At 56.2% G+C, this 19,322-nt stretch carries 18 protein-coding genes; 9 read left to right on the forward strand and 9 right to left on the reverse strand.

What is annotated here, in order from left to right:
* The first annotated feature begins 35 nt into the window (after positions 1 to 35).
* From KP814_RS15820 to trpC, 3 genes are all read left to right on the forward strand, one after another.
* Positions 36 to 626, forward strand: a complete 591-nt coding sequence (locus KP814_RS15820; protein ID WP_216737673.1) for an aminodeoxychorismate/anthranilate synthase component II — start codon at positions 36 to 38, stop codon at positions 624 to 626.
* A gap of 89 nt (positions 627 to 715) precedes the next feature.
* Positions 716 to 1,756 carry an anthranilate phosphoribosyltransferase gene (gene trpD, locus KP814_RS15825; RefSeq protein WP_216737674.1) on the forward strand — a complete coding sequence of 347 codons (1,041 nt, stop codon included), beginning with the start codon at positions 716 to 718 and terminating at the stop codon, positions 1,754 to 1,756.
* A gap of 10 nt (positions 1,757 to 1,766) precedes the next feature.
* Positions 1,767 to 2,564: an indole-3-glycerol phosphate synthase TrpC gene (gene trpC / locus KP814_RS15830; RefSeq protein WP_216737675.1), complete on the forward strand. Its 798-nt coding sequence runs from the start codon at positions 1,767 to 1,769 to the stop codon at positions 2,562 to 2,564.
* A gap of 38 nt (positions 2,565 to 2,602) precedes the next feature.
* Here trpC and KP814_RS15835 read toward each other — a convergent pair whose 3' ends face one another.
* Positions 2,603 to 3,493 carry a LysR substrate-binding domain-containing protein gene (locus KP814_RS15835; protein WP_253938415.1) on the reverse strand — a complete coding sequence of 297 codons (891 nt, stop codon included), beginning with the start codon at positions 3,491 to 3,493 and terminating at the stop codon, positions 2,603 to 2,605.
* Positions 3,494 to 3,579: 86 nt separating this feature from the next.
* On the opposite strand from KP814_RS15835, the gene KP814_RS15840 reads away from it, so the two are divergent.
* Together KP814_RS15840 and KP814_RS15845 are read left to right on the forward strand one after the other, a co-directional pair.
* The gene (locus KP814_RS15840) at positions 3,580 to 3,789 is read left to right on the forward strand and encodes a DUF1127 domain-containing protein (protein ID WP_216737676.1); all 210 of its coding nucleotides are present in this window, start codon (positions 3,580 to 3,582) and stop codon (positions 3,787 to 3,789) included.
* Between the two features lie 319 nt (positions 3,790 to 4,108).
* Entirely contained in the window at positions 4,109 to 4,861 is a 753-nt protein-coding gene (locus KP814_RS15845; protein WP_216737677.1) for a hypothetical protein, read from the forward strand.
* Between the two features lie 71 nt (positions 4,862 to 4,932).
* Here the strand turns inward: KP814_RS15845 and crp are convergent, their stop codons facing one another.
* The gene (gene crp, locus KP814_RS15850) at positions 4,933 to 5,580 is read right to left on the reverse strand and encodes a cAMP-activated global transcriptional regulator CRP (RefSeq protein ID WP_011399839.1); all 648 of its coding nucleotides are present in this window, start codon (positions 5,578 to 5,580) and stop codon (positions 4,933 to 4,935) included.
* Between the two features lie 537 nt (positions 5,581 to 6,117).
* On the opposite strand from crp, the gene KP814_RS15855 reads away from it, so the two are divergent.
* From KP814_RS15855 to rrtA, 3 genes are all read left to right on the forward strand, one after another.
* Entirely contained in the window at positions 6,118 to 6,549 is a 432-nt protein-coding gene (locus tag KP814_RS15855; RefSeq protein WP_216737678.1) for an OsmC family protein, read from the forward strand.
* Between the two features lie 358 nt (positions 6,550 to 6,907).
* Complete coding sequence (gene speD, locus KP814_RS15860; protein ID WP_216737679.1) at positions 6,908 to 7,702, forward strand: adenosylmethionine decarboxylase; 795 nt, start codon at positions 6,908 to 6,910, stop codon at positions 7,700 to 7,702.
* 45 nt (positions 7,703 to 7,747) lie between these two features.
* Positions 7,748 to 8,338 carry a rhombosortase gene (gene rrtA, locus KP814_RS15865; RefSeq protein ID WP_216737680.1) on the forward strand — a complete coding sequence of 197 codons (591 nt, stop codon included), beginning with the start codon at positions 7,748 to 7,750 and terminating at the stop codon, positions 8,336 to 8,338.
* Positions 8,339 to 8,368: 30 nt separating this feature from the next.
* Here rrtA and KP814_RS15870 read toward each other — a convergent pair whose 3' ends face one another.
* Complete coding sequence (locus KP814_RS15870) at positions 8,369 to 9,232, reverse strand: phosphoribulokinase (protein WP_216737681.1); 864 nt, start codon at positions 9,230 to 9,232, stop codon at positions 8,369 to 8,371.
* Between the two features lie 168 nt (positions 9,233 to 9,400).
* Between KP814_RS15870 and KP814_RS15875 the strand changes: the two genes are divergently transcribed.
* Positions 9,401 to 10,888 (forward strand): AAA family ATPase, encoded by a 1,488-nt coding sequence (locus KP814_RS15875; RefSeq protein ID WP_216737682.1) that lies wholly within the window; start codon positions 9,401 to 9,403, stop codon positions 10,886 to 10,888.
* Between the two features lie 697 nt (positions 10,889 to 11,585).
* Here KP814_RS15875 and KP814_RS15880 read toward each other — a convergent pair.
* The 6 genes from KP814_RS15880 to KP814_RS33250 are packed head-to-tail and all read right to left on the reverse strand — an operon-like array spanning position 11,586 to position 19,322.
* Complete coding sequence (locus KP814_RS15880; RefSeq protein WP_216737683.1) at positions 11,586 to 16,607, reverse strand: LamG domain-containing protein; 5,022 nt, start codon at positions 16,605 to 16,607, stop codon at positions 11,586 to 11,588.
* 17 nt (positions 16,608 to 16,624) lie between these two features.
* Positions 16,625 to 17,050: a hypothetical protein gene (locus tag KP814_RS15885; protein ID WP_216737684.1), complete on the reverse strand. Its 426-nt coding sequence runs from the start codon at positions 17,048 to 17,050 to the stop codon at positions 16,625 to 16,627.
* Positions 17,040 to 17,822, reverse strand: coding sequence for a type II secretion system protein J (locus tag KP814_RS15890; protein ID WP_216737685.1), 783 nt, complete (start codon positions 17,820 to 17,822; stop codon positions 17,040 to 17,042). Before KP814_RS15890 ends, KP814_RS15885 begins: the two co-directional genes overlap by 11 nt.
* A gap of 8 nt (positions 17,823 to 17,830) precedes the next feature.
* On the reverse strand, positions 17,831 to 18,334 hold the full coding sequence (locus tag KP814_RS15895) for a prepilin-type N-terminal cleavage/methylation domain-containing protein (RefSeq protein WP_216737686.1): 504 nt from the start codon (positions 18,332 to 18,334) through the stop codon (positions 17,831 to 17,833).
* Positions 18,312 to 18,833, reverse strand: a complete 522-nt coding sequence (locus tag KP814_RS15900) for a prepilin-type N-terminal cleavage/methylation domain-containing protein (RefSeq protein WP_216737687.1) — start codon at positions 18,831 to 18,833, stop codon at positions 18,312 to 18,314. Before KP814_RS15900 ends, KP814_RS15895 begins: the two co-directional genes overlap by 23 nt.
* Before the next feature lie 30 nt (positions 18,834 to 18,863).
* On the reverse strand, positions 18,864 to 19,322 hold the full coding sequence (locus KP814_RS33250; RefSeq protein ID WP_216737688.1) for a type II secretion system protein: 459 nt from the start codon (positions 19,320 to 19,322) through the stop codon (positions 18,864 to 18,866).

Genomic DNA, 19,322 nt, shown 5'->3' on the forward strand with positions numbered 1-19,322 from the left:
GGCGAATACACAGACAGAATTTTGAGGGTTTGAACATGTTGGTGATGATTGATAATTACGACTCTTTTACCTACAACGTCGTGCAGTATCTGGGCGAGCTGGGCGCCGACGTGCGCGTCTATCGCAACGATGAAATCACGATAGAAGAAATTGAGGCGCTGCAACCGCAGCACCTGGTGATCTCCCCTGGGCCCTGCACGCCCAATGAAGCGGGGATATCCGTCGCGGCGATCAAACATTTCGCCGGTAAACTTCCTATCCTGGGCGTATGCCTGGGTCATCAAAGCATCGGCCAGGCGTTCGGCGGTGAAGTGATTCGCGCCGGCAAAGTCATGCATGGCAAGACCTCCAAGGTGTATCACAACGACATCGGCGTATTCAAAGGTCTCAACAATCCGTTTGAAGCGACCCGCTACCACTCACTGGTCATCCGCGCGGACAGTCTCCCGAATTGCCTGGAAGTCACCGCCTGGACCCAGAATGAAGACGGCGGTCTGGAAGAAATCATGGGCGTGCGTCACAAGGAACTGGCGATAGAAGGCGTGCAATTCCACCCGGAGTCCATTCTCACGGAACAAGGCCACGACTTACTGCGTAACTTCCTGCAGCAATCGGTCAGCCGCTAAGTCGGATATCAGCCAACGGCGTAAGCTTAGGTTTAATTGCGCGCCGGATAAGAAAACAACATAGTCTAAAAACTACGAGGAGTTGCGCCATGGATATCAAAGCCGCTATCGCCAAAGTTGTCGATAGAAAAGACCTCACCACCGAAGAAATGATTGAGGTCATGCAGCAGATCATGACCGGACAGGCCACTCCCGCACAGATTGGCGGGTTCTTGGTGGCGCTGAGATTCAAAAGCGAAAGCGTCGGTGAAATCACCGGCGCAGCCCAGGTCATGCGCCAGCTGGCCAGCAAAGTCGATATCGACGATCCGCATCTGGTAGACACCTGCGGCACCGGAGGCGATGGCTCCAATCTGTTTAACGTCAGCACCGCCGCCGCCTTTGTCGTGGCCGCCGCGGGCGGCAAAGTCGCCAAGCACGGCAACCGCAGCGTCAGCAGCCGCTCCGGCAGCGCCGATGTGCTGGAAGCCGCCGGGATCAATCTGGACATGAGCTCCGAGCAGGTCGCCCGCGCAGTCAAAGAAATCGGTGTCGGCTTTCTGTTCGCACCCGCCCATCACAGCGCCATGAAGCACGCAATCGGGCCGCGCCGGGAAATGGGCATCCGCACCATTTTCAACATGCTGGGGCCTCTGACCAATCCCGCCGGCGTGACCAAGCAGGTCATCGGCGTGTTCAATCCATTGCTGTGCCTGCCGCTGGCGGAAGTACTGCAACGACTGGGCAGCACTCATGTCCTGGTCGTCTCCGCTGCGGATGGCCTGGACGAAATCAGCCTCGCCTGTGAAACCCACGTGGCGGAGCTGAAAGACGGTAAAATCTCCGAATACACGCTTACTCCAGAAGACGCAGGAATCATGCGCCGCTCTCTGGACGGCCTGACCGTGACCAGCGCAGAGGAAAGCCTGAAACTGATTGAAGCAGCGCTGACCAAAGCGACGGATCAAACGTCACAAAAAGCTCGGGACATTGTCGCCCTTAACGCTGGGGCGGCGATTTACGCCGCAGACCTGGCCCGCTCCTTCCAAGAAGGCGTGGAAATGGCCCAGGATGCGATTGGTTCCGGGCTGGCCTTTGCTAAACTAAAAGAGCTGGCCAGTTTTTCGGCCTGCTTTAAGGAAGAGGAATAAAGGTCAACCTATGAACGACACGCCTACGATTCTGAGAAAGATCATTGACCGTAAAAAACAGGAAGTGGAAGCGCGCAAGATGCGCCAGCCTTTGTCCGTTCTGAAAGACAGCTTGCACCGGGCCGGCCCCGTGCGCGGTTTCGCCCGCGCCATTGAAAAGCGGTTTCAGCACAATGCCCCAGCGGTGATTGCAGAGATCAAGAAGGCCTCTCCCAGCAAAGGAGTAATTCGGGAAAACTTCGATCCCGAAGCCATCGCCAAGAGCTATGAACAAGGCGGCGCAGCCTGTCTTTCCGTCCTCACCGATATTGATTTCTTTCAGGGCGCCGATCAGTACCTGATTCAGGCTCGCAACGCCACGTCTCTGCCGGTGCTGCGCAAAGATTTCATCGTGGATGAGTATCAGGTGTATGAAAGTCGCCTGCTCAATGCGGACTGTATTCTGTTAATCGCGGCGGCGTTAACGCCCCAACAGATGAAGAGCTACTGCGCCAAAGCCAGAGAAATCGACCTGGACGTGCTGGTGGAAGTGCATAACGCTCAGGAGCTGGAATACGCCCTGGAGTTGAATACGCCATTACTAGGCATCAACAATCGCGACCTGCACACCTTTGACGTTTCCCTTGATACAACGATCAATCTGCTGGACCGTATCCCGGAAGATCGTATCGTCGTCACGGAGAGCGGCATCCATACGCCAGAAGATGTGGCCTTGATGCAGCACCACCGGGTCAATACGTTCCTGGTGGGCGAGTCCTTCATGCGGGCGGACGACCCCGGGGCGAAATTGCGCGAGCTGTTTCTCTAAGCCCAGCCACGCTCGTTTCTTATCTGTTACGCGCCGCCTTACTGCGGCGCTGACGCTGCCTCAATCTCCTGTTGCAACCATTGTGTGAAATGCCTTAACGCCGCATTACCCCGCGAACGTGTAGGCATGACCAGTAAATAGCGCTGATCTATCTGCAAACTAAAATCGAACAGCTTTACCAGGCGTCCCGCGCTCAGCTCTTCCTGCACCAGTATCCTGCGCACCAAAGCGACCGCCTGTCCCGCCAAGGCAAGACGAATCACCTGACTGGAGTCAGAGATGATGATACGGCGGCGCGGCTCCAGATCAGAATGTCCCGCGGCTTTCTTCCAAGCGCTCCAGTTGAAGCTGTCCGGCGCATCTGAATCCACCAGCACATGATCTTTCAACACGCGAAGGTCGTTACCAATACCTTTGGCCAGCTCCGGGCTCGCTGCGAGAAAGATTTCCTCTCCCGCCAGGTCTTTCACGATCAGTTCGGGAAAGGTGCGGGAGCTGAAACGTATGCCTGCGTCCACATCGGCGTCACGAAAGTCCACCACGTCGTTGGACATGGTAATGCGGATGTCAATGTCGGGAAACTCTGCGTTGAACTTATGCAATCGGGGAATCAGCCAGGCGCTGGCGAAGGACGGCAATACGCTGACGGTAATCTGGTTGCAGCAGCGGCGAATCGCCTCTACGCCCTCCTCCAGGTGATCGAATCCCTTGCGCAGGTGCGGGCCCAAACGTAGCGCCGTTTGCGTTGGCGTCAGACTCCTCGCGCCACGCTCAAACAAAGGACCGAACTCCGCCTCCAACGCTTTAACATGCTGACTGACCGCCGACTGAGTCACATTCAGTCTTTCCGCCGCCGCGGTGAATGAGCCTGTGCGCAACACCACATCCAACACCCACAGGGACTTCAACTGATGAACCAATCTACTCATAAGTTTTACTAATCCATGAATTAGGACATATCGTTTTAACGCCAAGTCTAGCCGCCGTACTATCTCTACAACACAGGAGGCCAGATATGAAAACCGCAATCAGATTAGCACAGAACGCACAGCAAGCAGAGTCATTAGATTTCCTAACCAGACTGAAAAATTTAACACAGCGATGGATAAAGCAGGCGCGAACCCGGCGCGAGTTGGCCAATTTGAATGACCACCTGCTCAGGGATCTGGGAATTACCGAAGAGGATCGCCGTCAGGAAACCAGCAAGCCCTTCTGGAGAAATTGAGTCTTGTCGATTTCCCACTCACCGGCGAGGGAACGCCGGACTCATTGACGCTGCGTCAATGGAAGCCGCCTGTCACTGACAGGCTCAAAAATAACTCTATTGCAGACAGGCGACTACCGTCTCCCCAGCAAAATTTAGCGCATTTTTTAACCTATTCACTGCAGAGCGCCTATACTTACTATTTGTCAGGCAAGCGCGCCGTGCTTGTTTGCATCAATAACTATAACGACTCTTGTTGGCCCTTCCGCGTCAACGCTTTACACCGCGCTATTAATAAAAGCCTTTGAAGGCGTCTGTTTTATTAGGGAGTGCAGTGACAATGAAAACCAACCTCAAAGCCTATGTGGCGACCTCCGCGCTGTTCCTGTCGGCGACCGTGACGCACGCGGCGATGATCAATCAGGTGGATTATTTCAGCCTTTCCGGCAATGTCCTCATTGATTTTGAATCCGTCGCTGGCGGCGGCGCGCCAGGAACGAACTACGACGGAGTTATTGACTTGGTGGGCGCCTCGTTCGCCGAAAAGTTTGACGGCCAAATACTTTCCACCAGCGGCAATTCGGATATTCTCAGCGGCACGCCGACCGGCGGGGCGTTGACCTTATCGGTCGGAGCCGCCGGCCGTAATCTCAACGTATTTACTTACGGCGCCGACGGCAATGTTCTCACCGGTCTCGGACGTCTGGGATGGCCCAACTTTGACGCTATCGGCGAAGGCGCTGTCGCCATCCTGTTCGACAACGATCAGTCCGAATTCGGATTCCAGTCGGTGGGCGGCAACCTCGGATCAGCCGTGTTTGAATTCTGGGCCCGCGATGGTTCGCTCCTGGACACCATCATGCCCACCAGTCTCGGCACGGACTATTTTGGCTTCGCCCGTGAAGGCGGGCTTCAGGATATCGCCGGGATTTCTATCTATAACACTGATCCGGCGGGCATTGGCTTCGACGACATTATCTTTGACGTCCCCGGCCCGGACGATCCTCGCAATGTTCCCGAGCCCCCCGCACTGGTTCTTCTATTGCTGGGACTCCTGGGTTTACGCTTCTCCGCCCGTCGTACAAAGACGTGATAGAGAAAAGGCTAAGCGAAAAAAAACGGCGCATTGCGCCGTTTTTTGTAGTTCCAACTGACTGAATAGAATTACCGGGTGCCGTATACCACCATGGTTTTCCCTTTGACCTGCACCAGCCCCTGATCTTCCAGCGCCTTCAGCACGCGGCCGACCATTTCCCGGGAACACCCCACGATGCGCCCAATTTCCTGACGGGTGATTTTGATCTGCATCCCGTCCGGGTGCGTCATCGCGTCCGGCTCCTTACACAGATCAAGCAGGGTGCGCGCGACCCGGCCCGTCACGTCGAGAAACGCGAGGTCGCCCACTTTCCGGGTGGTCTGGCGTAAGCGCGAGGCCATTTGCTCGCCGATGAAATACAGTACGCGGGGGTCTTCCTGAGCGATTTCACGAAATTTCGTGTAGCTGATCTCCGCCACTTCGCACTCGGTCTTGGCTTTGACCCATGCGCTGCGGGAGCCCATTTGATCCTGATCGAACAATCCCATCTCGCCAAAAAAGTCTCCGGCGTTCAGATACGCCATGATCATTTCACGACCGTCGTCGTCTTCGATGATGACCGTCACAGACCCTTTGACGATGTAAAACAGTGAATCGCTCTTATCGCCAGCATAAATAATGGTGCTTTTGCTGGGATAGCGGCGACGATGGCACTGCGACAGGAAGTAATCCAGATGTTTGGTTTTATGCTCGACCGGTTTAGCAATCGTGACCATGTTAATGTCCCATTCATTACCTTTGGCGCAGAAACTTATCCGCCTTGGATGTTTCGCTGAGTTCGGTATAACGTTTTTCTAATTGTTTAATAACCATCACAGGCGTTTCGACTCGGGTATCCGGCGCTTTGGAGTCGCTCCGAAGCCGATCGGCGCTTGGCCGCAACCGCTTAATTATCAAGATGTTCCTTAAATTAAGCACGAATAATCACTTTAGGCAAGAGACGCCCCGCCCTTCCCCCTGCGCCTGATGGAGGTCATGGGGCGTCAATGCGGCCTGCATCACATAAGTGTGACTATCTCGCCGGCCTGTCCTCTTTATTTCAGTGTTTCAGTTGTCCAGACGCCAGCTGTTTCGTTTCACCGTGATGCGGCGATCAGACGTAAATATCCGCCTGCAGGCGTTTTACTGCGGGTTACTACCCACAGTATAGACCATCTTTTGTGAAATATTTTCCACGACAAGGAGTTATGCTACTCTGACCGCCCCGCGCAGTTGCGGCTATTGCGAGTCTGAAAATCCAGTGGGAGTATGAGATGAAAGCGACCATTACCTGGGGCGGCGACGCCAAGTTCATCGGAAAGACCGGCTCCGGCCATGACGTGGTGATGGACGGCCCTCCCGATCACGGCGGTCAGAATCAAGGCCCGCGCCCGATGGAAATGCTGTTGCTGGGACTTGGCGGCTGCACCTCTTTTGACGTCATGAGCATCCTGACGAAAGCCCGCGCCGACGTCACCGACTGTGTGGCGGAAATCACCGCGGAGCGCGCCGACGCAGTTCCCGCCGTATTCACCAAGATTCATATCCACTTCGTCGTCACCGGCAGAGATCTGCGCGACCCTGTGGTGAAACGCGCCGTGGACCTGTCCGCCGAGAAATACTGCTCCGCCTCCATCATGCTGGAAAAAGGCGGCGTGGAAATCACCCACGACTTTGAAATTCGCGCCCCTGAGGACGCCCAGTAAGCGGCTTTCAAAAAACTCCACCGCCCTCAAATATTTACACTGTCAGCATCGATTACTCTTTAAACGGGCGCAATAAGCCGCCCGTTTAATGAAGTTGATAATCGCTCGCCCGGTTTTAATAAGAAAAACTCATAAACGCGACATTAAATTGCACTATCCAACGGCTATCTTAGCCTGCATAATATGCGGCTTTTCCGCAGCCGGGACATATGCCGTCCGGGACCTCTTTTCCGGGCAGTCGTCCGGCGCATTCTCCGGTTTCGCCGGATTGTCTGAAGAGCAGGTCTGAACACTGTGTGAATGTAGGCGCCGGATCTTCCGGCGATGTGTTGAACAGCAAATCTACTGAGGGTCTGAGATGTCTGAAAAGCTCAAACTCCACGGTTTCAACAATCTGACGAAATCGCTAAGTTTCAATATTTACGACATTTGCTACGCGCAATCGGAGAAACACCGACAGGAATATATTGCTTATATCGATGAGCAATATAACGCCGAGCGCCTCACACAAATTCTGACCGACGTTGTGGAAATTATCGGAGCCCACATTCTTAACGTATCCAGGCAGGATTATGATCCACACGGCGCCAGCGTCACCATGCTGATCGCCGAACACGAAGTGCCCCCGCCGGCCGACTCCAGCGAAGAGTCGCCCGGACCGCTGCCCGATGCGGTGGTCGCTCACCTGGATAAAAGCCATGTGACCGTGCACACCTATCCGGAAAGTCATCCCGACAACGGCATCAGCACATTCCGCGCGGACATCGATGTGTCCACCTGCGGTCTGATTTCTCCGTTGAAGGCGTTGAACTACCTGATTCACAGCTTCGATTCCGACATTGTCACCATCGACTACCGCGTACGCGGTTTCACCCGTGACATCGACGGCGCCAAGCTGTACATCGATCACGACATCAACTCGATTCAGAACTTCCTCAGTGAAGACACTCAGGAAGCCTATCAGATGATCGACGTGAACGTGTATCAGGAGAACCTGTTCCACACCAAGATGATTCTGAAGGAATTCAACCTGGATAATTATCTGTTTGGAACCGGTATCAGCGAGCTGACCGCCAACGAAGCCTCCAATATCAGGGAACGTCTGCAAAAGGAAATGCTGGAGATCTTCTATTCTCGCAATATGCCTTATTGATCAAGTCTTCAAGACAGGCGTATACATTCGACGGAACAGGCATAAATGACTAATCGCGTTTCTTTATCCCTGACGTTGAACAAGATTGGGCTGCTTTTCGCAGCCCTTCTTGTTTTAATGCAAGTCATCTCTCACTGGTACGGCTATCTGCTCAATTTCAATCGCCCGGAAATCATGAGCGGCGATTATTGGCGTTTGATCAGCGGCCATTTCGTGCACCTGAGTTGGGTTCATCTGGCCCTGAACGCTGTTGCGGCCTACCTGATTTACGACTCTTTCGACCACAATTTCAAAAACTGGCGTTTTCCTCTCTATCTGGGGCTCCTGAGTCTTTTGATATCCATCGGATTATTGCTGTTTTACAAGACCACCCGCACCTATGTCGGCCTATCCGGCGTATTACACGGACTGCTTGTGCTTGGCGTGTTGGGGGGAGGACGCTTTCCTCGCTGGGTGTTAATCGTGCTGTTTGTCGGCGTCACCGGCAAGATTATCTGGGAGCAGACGCCTTATTATGATGAAGGCCAGATTGCGCATCTGATTGGCGGTCCTGTCGCGGAGCAGGCCCACTTGCTCGGTTATTTCAGCGGCGTGATCATCGCCGTGGTCGTACGCTTTCTCGGGAAGTTTCGCTGAGAGGCAGTCACCTCTGGAGCGCTTTCAGGGCTAGGTCCGACTGCGCTCGATCATCTCCAGCACCATAGGCCGGATAATCAGGTCGATGGCCAGCGCCAGCTTGTTGCCGGGCACCACCAGGGTATCATGACGGGACGCGAAGGCGTTGGCGATCATGTTGATCAGATAAGGAAAGTCCACTTCCCGGGGGTTGCGGAAACGGATCACCACAAAACTTTCGTCATGACTGGGAATCTCCCGCATGATGAAGGGGTTGGATGTATCCACCGTCGGCACCCGCTGGAAGTTGATATGGGTCTGGGAAAACTGCGGCACGATGCAACGCACATAGTCCTCCATCCGATTGAGAATCGTCGCCACCACTGCTTCCTGGCTATAACCGCGGTCATGAGTGTCGCGGTGAATCTTCTGAATCCACTCCAGATTCACAATCGGCGTCACGCCGATCAGTAAGTCCACATGGCTGGCGATATCGTAATCGTCAGTGCTGACGCCCCCATGCAGTCCTTCATAAAACAGACAGTCCGTCTGATTGGGCAGCGATTGCCAGGGCGTAAACGTGCCCGGAGCGCCGCCGCCCCGGATCAGGTCCATATCGTCGTCATGAATATAATGACGAAAGCGACCCTGGCCGTTCTGACCGTAATCGCAGAACAGCTCTTCCAGTTTATCGATATGGTTGGCGGCCAGAGAGAAGTGATTCCACTGACCATAGCGCCCCTGCTGGGCCAGCTCCGCCATCTGCTCGCGGGTATAGCGATGAAAGCTGTCGCCTTCCACAATCGCGACGTTCACGCCCTCTTCCACGAAGATCTTTTGCATAGTGCGGCTGGCGGTAGTGGTGCCGGCGCCGGAAGATCCGGTCAGAGCGATAATGGGGTGGCGGGCGGACATGAATGCGTATCCTTCTACGGCTTCCAATCGGAGAGCCTTATACGTGACTGTTTCCGTGCGTTTACTGAACTGGCTGCGCGCGGCGGTTCATGCCGGGGCTGGGGCTATGGTAATCTTGCTTTCAGGACAAACACAACCTTGACGACACCGCAGAGAGCAGAGGCGCCTATGCCCGAAGTACATGACCTGGGACTGATGATTGATTCCCGAATCCCCCTGATAGTGATTCAAAGCCATGAAGAAACCCGAGTGCTGGACACCGTTACCCGCCTGGCGATCAAGAAAAGCCTGCCGCTGTTCGCCTGGACCGTCACAGACGGCCTGAAGCGAATGGGTTTCGGTTTTGATCTGGAGCAGGAGGATAAGCTGAAAGATCCGGAAAAGATTCTGGAGCACATCAAACGCAGCCATACCGCCAGTATCTTTGTTCTTTGCGATTACCACCCTTACCTGGATGACGAGCCCAAGCACATCCGCCTGCTCAAAGACATCGCCCTGACTCACCGCAATAACGGGCATACCGTCATTCTCCTGAGCCATACAATGAACATCCCTGGAGAGCTCAAACACCTGAGCGCCAACTTCAAGATGCGTCTGCCCAACGCAGATCAGTTGATCAACATTGTACGAGAAGAAGCCGCGCGCTGGTCGCAGCAGCACTATGGCGAAAAGGTGAAAACCGACAACAAGACGCTGCAGCAATTGGTCCGCAACATGTCCGGGGTCACCTTCGAAGAGGCTCGCCGACTGGCGCGGGGCGCGATATTCGATGACGGAGCCATCACGCAATCGGATATACCTGAAGTGAACCGCGCCAAGTTCGAACTGATGGAAATGGAAGGCGTGCTGAGTTTTGAATACGACACCGCCAAGTTTACCGACGTAGGTGGGCTGGAGTCCCTGAAGAAGTGGCTGCAGCAGCGGCGGGTCACCTTCGTCGAAGGCAAGTCGGAAGCGCAGCTCGATCCGCCCAAGGGCATTATGCTGCTGGGCGTACAAGGCGGCGGCAAGAGCCTCGCCGCCAAAGCCGTCGCAGGAATGTGGGGCTTGCCGCTGCTGCGCATGGACATGGGCGCGCTATACAACAAGTTCTTCGGTGAGACCGAGAGAAACATGCGCGAAGCGCTGCAACTGGCGGAGTTGATGTCTCCCTGCGTACTGTGGATTGATGAAATCGAAAAAGGCCTGGGACAGGACGGCAATGACCAGGGCGTCTCCAAGCGGGTGCTGGGCACGCTGCTTACCTGGATGTCGGAGAACAAACACCCGGTCTTCCTGGTCGCCACCGCCAACAATATCAAATCGCTGCCGCCGGAGCTGATGCGCAAAGGCCGTATCGACGAAATCTTCTTCGTGGACCTGCCTACTCTGGACGTGCGCCAGATTATTTTCGACATCCATTTACAAAAACGCGGCCTCTCCCCCGCCAACTTCGACGCAAAGTTACTGGCGGAGTCCACCGACGGCTTTACCGGGGCCGAAATCGAGCAAGCGGTTGTCTCCGCCCTCTACTCCGCCGCCGCCCTGGGACAGCCGTTGACGACAGAGTTGGTGCTGGAAGAAATCAGCAACACCCAACCTCTCTCTGTCGTAATGGCGGAAGACATGCTGGCCCTACGCGCCTGGGCCGCCGCCCGCTGCGTCCCAGCAGACTGAGCCCTCTCTCGATCCAGACATGCGGCGGCCAACCAAGGCCCGCCGCCTTTTCTTCGAATTCCCCCCAACACTTTAACCTGCTCGCTTAAAACCAACCAAGAACGCCAGAGAGCACCGCCACCCACTCCGTTCGCCCTGAGCTTGTCGAAGGGCGTTATGCAATACAGACGTATCAATGGTTACCCCACTGAAGTAGGTCTGGCGTTCTGGGAGGTCCTTCGACAAGCTCAGGACGAACGGGTGGAGTTTAGGGGCTGCGGTCCGTTTCGGGTCTCACGTCTCGCCAATTCAGGTTTCAGAAATAGGATCTGGCGCTCTGAGAGGTCCTTCGACAGGCTCAGGACGAACGGTGGTAGATTGAAGGAGTGTTGTGTGCGCCGATTTTGCCTTTACTGAGTCATTTTCCTCCAGCTCTCCAGCGCTCATATTCACAAAAACCTCCCGACTAAAACCAATCAGAATGCCAACGGATAGCGTTGATAACACGCCCCATGATATCAACCGAAAGCCGCCAATGAGTTTTGCATACACCCACTCCGTTCGCCCTGAGCCTGTCGAAGGGCGCTAGGCAATGCAGACGTATCAATGGTTACCCCAGTCTAAAGTTTACTGAAGTAGGATCTGGCGCTCTGGGAAGTCCTTCGACAAGCTCAGGACGAACGGTGGAGAATAAGAACGGGTTGGGACGGTTTTTTCTTTACTGGGTTACTTCACGCCAGTAAATGATGCGGTCGTGGCCCCGGTATTGTCCGAAAGTGGCGGTGGCGGAGGGGTTGTCGAGGGCGTTGTCGCCGTCCCAGTCGAAGCGTAGCCATAGATCGGTGTTGTAACGCAGACCCACCGTCCCTTCGTTGCCGATGCCAGGACTGGTCAGGTAGACCTCCTGTCCATCAGGGTATACCGCTGAAGCGAAGGCGCCGCCGGCGCCGGGGTTGCCGGCGACTTCCGCCCGGGTTTCGCCGGAGTTGAGATTGCCGCTGTAACTGCTCATCGCCAGGGTTGCGGGGCTGCTGCTGTAGCTGGTGCAGCTATCTGAGGCGTTCTCGATGAAGCGGGCGCCATTCCAGTGTTCAATGTACATGGGCAGTTCCAGGCTGGACGTTTCCGGCCCATAAGCGTTTTCCATGCGAAGACGACCATAACGGATTTCCGTTCCAGCGATACCAGTGATGGAGAAATCCAGACAGGCGTCCGCATCGCTGGTTTTGTAACAGGCGCCATCGCTGTCCTGCAGGTCCGCTGCAGCGAAGGTCAGGTTTACATTGGCGGCGAAGGGATCGTCGTCCGCCAGGGGCGGTGAGTTGGTTTTCTGGTAGGTAAACGCGTCGCCGGACAGGGACAGAGTTCCAGAGCCGTCATAGGCCGCGCCAGTGCTTAATGACAATGAGGCGCCGCTGCTATCAAAGCTGAGTGTTGAGCTGCGCCCGCTGGCGTCGCTGTAGCTTCGGTTGCTTTGCAGCATGTTGCTGAATTTAAAGTAGGCCGCGTCATAGTTCAATGTCGTGGCCCCCGCAACGTTTTTACCAACCAGGGTCAGCACCGGACTCACGTCATAAGGGAAACTCTGATCCTGATAGGTGAACGCGCAAGCCCAGGGCGGCGTGAATGTGGGCGTGTTAGCGGACACCGCCAGATAGGCGGGGTAAAAGCGTCCGATATCGCCGCTGGCGCCGCTGATTTTCGCGGTTCTGGCGGAACCGGCGCCCAGGTAGTTACTGTCATCAATGACTGCGCTCAGATTAATGACGCCCACCTCACTGAACTGGTAGGCGCCGCTGGCCTGGCCGCCGCTGAATAAGGTTGAGCCTCCCGGCAGACTCAAATCTCCAGACAATGCGCCATTGGTCGCTGGCGCAATGCTCGATACGGACAGCTGCACCGTTTCCCCTTCATTGCCAAACGCAGGAGCCAGCCCATTGCCGGACAGATCCGCTCCAGCGTCCGCCTGTCCATCGCCATCCAGGTCATCCGCCGCCTGATACAAGACGCCGCCCACATTCAGCGTAAAATCCGCCCCGGCTTTGCGATAAGCCCCGCCGCTTGGTCCAGCCGCAGCGGGATTACCCACAGCGTCAATCCAAATCGCGAATGGCCTGACAATCCAGGGCGCAGAGGCATTGTCGCTGGCGATAGTCAGAGGATTATCCGACTCGTCCAGAATCAGCCCGCTGCTGTCATCCCGCAGATTCAACACATAGGCGCCCACATCGGACGTATCCCATGCAAAGGTCGCTTCGCCGTTAGTGAAGCTGAGGTTGAGATTAGCGCTGGCAGGCTGACTGTCAGGAAGCGTCGCGGTGGTATTGCCCACAATCTGCGGCGCTACGCCCGCCGGGTCAGCGCTACTGCGCGTCAGCCAGGCCTTCAGGTTGACGCCGCCATCGTATTCCTCCACCGGTCCACAACTCCCCGCTCCACCGGGGTCCTTGGCGATCAGGGAGACTTTGAAATTATGGCGGCGTCCCGCGATAAGGTCGTAATCGAGACTGTCGTTCTCCTCGATATACAGAATATTGTCGAGGAACTGAATCGGGCCGCCTGCGCCGCTGATGGAAGCGTCCGCATCCGTCGCTGTCAGGGTCAACGACTCCGCCAGATTGTTGCTCAGCGTCAACTGCGCCACACCGGCGTCCGCCACGGAGAATGTGTAGGCGGCGGAGCCATCGTCGCTGCTGTCGGGGTCCGGCGATAAGGTTCCTGCGCCGGTCTGCACCGCCCATACCCCACGAGAACGAGAGGTGCTCAGCGCCACCGTGCCGGCGTAGGTCGATAAGGTGGCGCCGCTGGAATCCTGGGCTTCGATGCGCACCGTATGCGGCAGGCAGGTGCTGGCGGTGGAGCCGGTGGTGATGATAAAGCGGTTCAAGGCGCCAACGCTGCACAGCGCGCCATAATCCAACGCGGACACGCTGCCGGAATTGTAGGTCACATCTACGTCACTGGCGCTGCTCACATCCTCCGCCGTGATCGCGCCGTAGATCTTGTTCTGATAACCCAGACTCACATCGCCAGCGCTATAGAGCACGCCGGAGAATGTCACTGCGGAGCTGAATGTCACATTGCCATAAGCGTACAGCAACAATCGGCTGGCGTTGGAAGATGAGCCGCCGGGGGCGTTCAGAGAGTCCTGGTAACCAATCGATAAGGGCTGATTAACGAAAAGACGCGCCGTACCCGATCCCGTCACATTGATTTCCACTTCACTGCCTAACGTAAGCTGGTTAATCCAGTAGTCGCCCGGCTGCAGGTTAACCTTGCCCTGATAGCCAATGCTCAATTGATTGATAAAGTACTCGGAATAGGCGCTCGACACATTCATGACCGAAGCGTCGCTGACGGAGACCGTGCGATATTGATTGGTTGAGCCGCCCAGCGTGCCTGCCCTGCTCACACTCAAATCCGTCACATAGACGCTGGTGTCGGGAAAGGTTCCCGGATTCAGCGTATCCACGGCGCCGCCGGAAGCCACGCAGGTAGTGGAGGTGCAACTCAACACCGAGGAGCTGCCGGTCACCGTCACGGTTCCCGCCTCCAGGATATTATCGGGACTATCGATAACCTGGGAGTTATAGCCAAAACTGATGGTCCCACTGGAATGACTGGAGATGGCGTCCGGGAATGTTCCGAGACAGGCGCCGCTGCCCTCACAGGGGTGTGTTTCGACATAAAGATCACCAACGTCTGTTGCGGACAACGTCTTGTTGTATACCTGCACTTCGTCGATACGCCCGCTGAAGTAGCGCACGGAGTAGCCTTGGTCCTGTCCGATTTGCAGCGGGTCGGAGTTGGTCAACAACGTCCCGGTATAGGAAGAGGAGCCGCGCACTACGCCATCCACATAGACTCTTTGCGCCCCGCTTTCATAAGTGATGACCACATGACGCCAGGCGTTGGCGACCATATTGGCGCCTCTGGTGGTGATCGAACGCGACGTTCCGCTGCTGTCGTTCCACCACCAGTAGATCTCACCGGAACTATCGATATGGAACTCGTAGTTTTCATCTTTGGAAAGAATGGTTTTCAGTTCCGAAGTGGGGATCTGCGTGGGGTATACCCAGGCGCTAACAGTCAGGTTATTGGTAATGTCCAGCAGGTTGTTATCAGCGATCTCGATATACTGCGAGCTACCGTTAAACTCAGCATAGGCGCAGGTGCCGGGATCGCCGGCGATCGCCGGGGCCGTATCCAGTGTCTGCGCGCCGTTATAGGCGCGGCCGCTCAAGTTGTTGCCGCTGGCGTCACTGACTTCGCCGGCGGAGCCGTTCCAGACCTCATCTTCCATGCGCCAGATGGCGATGGCGGAAAATCCGCACGCACTGGGCGCCCCACGGGCGGCGATGGTCACATTATCGATGTACATGAACTCATCGTAGTTGTTGTAATTACTGCTGATGCGGAAGCGAATGCGGGTATTGGCGGAAAGATAGGGCGTTAAATCAATCGTCGCGGTTCCACTGACGTCATTAGAATACGACGCCACCACCGTATAACTGGAGCCGCCGTTGGCGGACACCTCCACGCCAAAGCTATCCGAACCTTCCAGATTGTTGGTGGTGCTGTAACTGTAGGTCAGCGTCGCTGACGAATAGGACGAAAGATCCACTTCCCGGTATAACCCGGGATATCCGAAGCTGAAGTAACCATTAAAGCGGGCTGCGCCTCCGCTAACCCGAACAAAGCCAGAACTGGCGCTGCTGTTGTCATCCACTTCCTGCCAGCTGCCGCTCCAGGCTCCAGAGCCTCCGCTGTAACCGCCGGAGCTGAAATCGTCGCTAAAATCTGCGTTAGTAGGATCGTCCAGACTAAAGGACAGGCTCTGAGTGGGATAAGTGGTCTGCAGCGTATAGGTAACCCCCAGACTCAACGAACTGGTGGTGAGCAGCACCGTATCTGAGTCCACCAGGGACGCGCTCAAGACCGACGCGCCGTTGTCCAGGCTGTAATTGGAGACGTCGACCGCCCGCGCCGGCGACACCGGAGCGGCGAAATCCACCGTGACCTGGTTGGGCGTCGCACAGCTGGCCGCCGCGGCGGACAAGGCGGGAAACTCCCGCCGCCACAGCAAATCTGTGGCGTCGTTGACGGAAACCGTGTCAAAGGAGTATTGAGTGTAGTCGGAGTTATCCACCTCGATGCCGATGGTGGCGCTGGCGCCATTGGCGTTGTCATTGCCATAACGGAACAGCACATTGCCGTTTTCATACAGAACGATTTGCAGGGAGTAACTGGTGCCCGCCCCATTGTAGCGAGGCACTCCATTCCAGGATGCGACAAAGCGCCGGTTGGGTGAGCTGCCTAAGGTACTGTATGTGACGCTGCCTCCCAATGACGGCTCCAGGTCATCCCAGTAGCCCAATATGGCCCTGTCGGCGGGCTCTTCATAACCCGGACAAGTGCCTGTGCAAGCGCCTTCAATTGGCAGCGCTTCATTGGTGTAGTCTTTGTAAAACCCCTGATCGGCGCCGAAGTGCAGTGCGCCGTTGGAGAGAATACGCACCTGGGTGTAGCCGGTCTGCCCCAGGTAAAACGTGAAGCCGATATTCACCAGTTGGAAATCGTCGTCACGGGGATAACCAGTCAATGAGCTGTCCCGATTCCAGGTGACGGTCGACGAGGTGGAATCAAAGGCCGTGCCGGATACGGTTTCCACGACATAGGCGGCAAACGTATTCGCGCTGGCGACGCATAACCAGAACAACGCCGTGAGCGTTAGCAGCATCCGACGTAGCCGGAACATCAGTGCGCCCTCACTTCGATGGTGCGCGACGCCGTTTCATCGCCACCGCCACAGCTTCCCGTGCTGCGCAGGGTGAAGTAGTCATCACCGCCAGCAGAGTCCGTCAGGCACACCACCGACGCGGAACATCCCGTCAGGCCGTCTGCGGTGAAATTTAAATCTGGAAATCCCACGGAACAATTGTTATCTGCGCCACCGGCGGGAAACAATCGCCCCAACGCCGCCTGCGCCCCGGTTTCCGCCGCATAGAAAGCGCGCGTGGAGAGAATATCCATCGAAACGCCTTCCGCCGTGGAGCGCTCCAACTCAGTGATCGCCACCACCAATAACCCCAGAATCACGATGACGAACAACGCCGCAGGCAAACCCAGGCCCGCCTGTCGCTGGCGACGTATCGGATGCATGAGGCGACGATCAGGGCACATTGCGGATGTTCACCTCCTGCTGAATGTCGAAGCTTTCGCCTCCATTGGAGACCCGGAAGCTCATCTGCACCACTGCATTGCGCACCAGCGACGCCGGGGTGTAATTGAAGTCCGCCGTGCCCGCAGCCACCAGATTGATCAGCATTTCCTGCACCGCGCCGCTCGAAGGCGGCAGGTCCGGTGTGGCGTTGAAACCGTAATTCACATAGCGATAGATCGCCGTACCGGACTGGCAGAACGCCATCGGCGTTCCCACCACATATAATCTGCGCGCGGGAGAATCCGTGGGAAACTGGTGATTCGCCGATAAAGTGACGGTGACGTCATCGGAGCCCGTGGGGAGCTGCGCCAGCGCCTCGGACAAAGAATTCGGACCTGGGCTCTGCGGATCGTAAAGCTCAGCTTGATCAATGGGATAAATAGCCGCCCGTCCAATGACTGCATTGTCCAGACGAGCGCCCACCGCATCGATACTGGCGGCGGGACTGGAGATGGGAGCGCTGACATAGTCCGTGCCGGCGAGCACGGGAATAAACTCGATACAACCACTGGCGACCCGCACTGAGTTGGGCAGCGCAGAACGGATCGCGCGCGACATTTTTTCCGCTGCGATCAACCCCGCCGTCGCCATTTGCTGACGTTCCGCCGTGTCCACATAACCTCCCACGGTCGCGGTGATAAAACGGGTCACGCCTACCGCCAGCACGCTGACGATGACAATGACCATCACCAATTCAATCAATGTAAACCCGTGGGAGCGTCCTGTCTTCATACTACGCCTCAAAAATTGGCCCGATAGGCGGAAAAGGTCATCGCCGGACCGGAAGGCGGCGTTATCGTCACCCTCACCAGCTTGGCGTTCGACGCCGACAAGCCAATGTCCGCGCCCGCGCAGGTCACCGACACGCTCACCAGATAGCCGGGATAGTTATTAAAATCCGCATCGGTCTGCGAGCGCGGCGCTTCATTGACGATGCCATCGTAGTCGTCCACATCATCGTACTCGTCGCGACTGCCCTCCTCGGAGACGATATTGCAACTGGTCACTGGCGGAACGCCGCCGGAGGGAGTCGCCTCGTCATAACGTTTACCCAGAATTTCATCCAGATACGCCTGCGCCAACTGAATGGTGCGATTGCGCAACAGTACATCGCTGCTGCGGCCGATACTGCCGCTCATGGCGGTGACGATCGCCACCAGAGCGATGCCGATCACGATAATGGTGATCACCAGCTCCACCAATGTGACGCCATGCTGCCGGTCAGGATTCGCAAAAGCCTTCATAGGCGTATCCCAAAGTGGTGACGCAAATCGGGTAAACCGTATCGCCGCTGACGCAGATAAGCGTGTTGGTGGTTCCGCTGGTGGCTGGATTGATCACATCGCCATCCTGATTAAAAGTGATGGTCGCCGGCAAAGCGCTTCCTGCACAGGAGGTAGTCGCACTCTGGCTCCAGTTGATGCTGACGCCGGAAGCATCGACATCGCGTTGAGAAACATAGCCGCCCTGGGCCACCACGCCGGAAAAGTCGGAGCCGGACAGCGAAAGAGTCAGAGTGGTAGTAGAGGCGGCGCGGCGTCCAAGGGCGATTTGCTCCGCCAGACGCGCCTGAGAGAGAATTTGGTCAGCGACCACACGGGCCGAATAAGCGTCCCGTGTGGCGAAAAGACTGATGGCCGTAACCGAAAGGATTCCGAGCAGAATCATCACCATGATCATTTCGATCATGGTGAAACCGCTATTGAGAGTTTTGCCTCCCCATCGCTGTCGGAATACCTTCACACACGGACCTGACTCAGCTTAAGGTAACGATCAAGGGCAAGTGGTTGTACCGCCAATAACAGGAGCGGTATTTGCCGCCGCGGATTGCGCGTAAGTGACAGTACAGTTGGTCGCGACAGTCACGGTAGTGGTTCCGCCCGAGTGGGCGACAGAGACATTTCCGCCATCAACCTGCGATGCGGCTTCTATTCCCGTCGCAGTGCCAGCCGGATATCCAAACACGACATCAATCGCGGTTCCGTCTACAGTCACCGTGCTGGTTGCAGCCTGGTCGTCGCAAGTAGTAGTAGCCAAACAGGCGGCATGAATAATCGCCGATGCCGACCTCACTGAGCCCTCAATGCCTGAGCGGGTCGCCGCCTCAGCCTGTGAAGACAGGTTCGCAAATTTCGGCAGCGCAAACGCCGCCAGTATTCCCAGAATAACGATAACCATGACCAGCTCTATCAGCGTAAAGCCCGACTGCTGTGTCTTTATCCGCTTTTGCAT

Source organism: Hahella sp. HN01 (assembly GCF_018986435.1).
In the GTDB taxonomy this organism is placed as follows: domain Bacteria; phylum Pseudomonadota; class Gammaproteobacteria; order Pseudomonadales; family Oleiphilaceae; genus Hahella.

Excerpts from the sequence above, each read along its gene's own strand:
- speD (WP_216737679.1), top strand. The coding sequence starts at position 6,908 with ATGTCTGAAAAGCTCAAACTCCACGGTTTCAACAATCTGACGAAATCG.
- KP814_RS15820 (WP_216737673.1), top strand. The coding sequence starts at position 36 with ATGTTGGTGATGATTGATAATTACGACTCTTTTACCTACAACGTCGTG.
- KP814_RS15890 (WP_216737685.1), bottom strand. The coding sequence starts at position 17,822 with ATGAAGACAGGACGCTCCCACGGGTTTACATTGATTGAATTGGTGATG.
- KP814_RS15840 (WP_216737676.1), top strand. The coding sequence starts at position 3,580 with ATGAAAACCGCAATCAGATTAGCACAGAACGCACAGCAAGCAGAGTCA.
- trpD (WP_216737674.1), top strand. The coding sequence starts at position 716 with ATGGATATCAAAGCCGCTATCGCCAAAGTTGTCGATAGAAAAGACCTC.
- KP814_RS15885 (WP_216737684.1), bottom strand. The coding sequence starts at position 17,050 with ATGTGCCCTGATCGTCGCCTCATGCATCCGATACGTCGCCAGCGACAG.
- crp (WP_011399839.1), bottom strand. The coding sequence starts at position 5,580 with ATGGTCACGATTGCTAAACCGGTCGAGCATAAAACCAAACATCTGGAT.
- KP814_RS15835 (WP_253938415.1), bottom strand. The coding sequence starts at position 3,493 with ATGAGTAGATTGGTTCATCAGTTGAAGTCCCTGTGGGTGTTGGATGTG.
- KP814_RS15875 (WP_216737682.1), top strand. The coding sequence starts at position 9,401 with ATGCCCGAAGTACATGACCTGGGACTGATGATTGATTCCCGAATCCCC.
- KP814_RS33250 (WP_216737688.1), bottom strand. The coding sequence starts at position 19,322 with ATGCAAAAGCGGATAAAGACACAGCAGTCGGGCTTTACGCTGATAGAG.
- KP814_RS15855 (WP_216737678.1), top strand. The coding sequence starts at position 6,118 with ATGAAAGCGACCATTACCTGGGGCGGCGACGCCAAGTTCATCGGAAAG.
- KP814_RS15895 (WP_216737686.1), bottom strand. The coding sequence starts at position 18,334 with ATGAAGGCTTTTGCGAATCCTGACCGGCAGCATGGCGTCACATTGGTG.
- KP814_RS15845 (WP_216737677.1), top strand. The coding sequence starts at position 4,109 with ATGAAAACCAACCTCAAAGCCTATGTGGCGACCTCCGCGCTGTTCCTG.
- KP814_RS15870 (WP_216737681.1), bottom strand. The coding sequence starts at position 9,232 with ATGTCCGCCCGCCACCCCATTATCGCTCTGACCGGATCTTCCGGCGCC.
- trpC (WP_216737675.1), top strand. The coding sequence starts at position 1,767 with ATGAACGACACGCCTACGATTCTGAGAAAGATCATTGACCGTAAAAAA.
- KP814_RS15880 (WP_216737683.1), bottom strand. The coding sequence starts at position 16,607 with ATGCTGCTAACGCTCACGGCGTTGTTCTGGTTATGCGTCGCCAGCGCG.
- rrtA (WP_216737680.1), top strand. The coding sequence starts at position 7,748 with ATGACTAATCGCGTTTCTTTATCCCTGACGTTGAACAAGATTGGGCTG.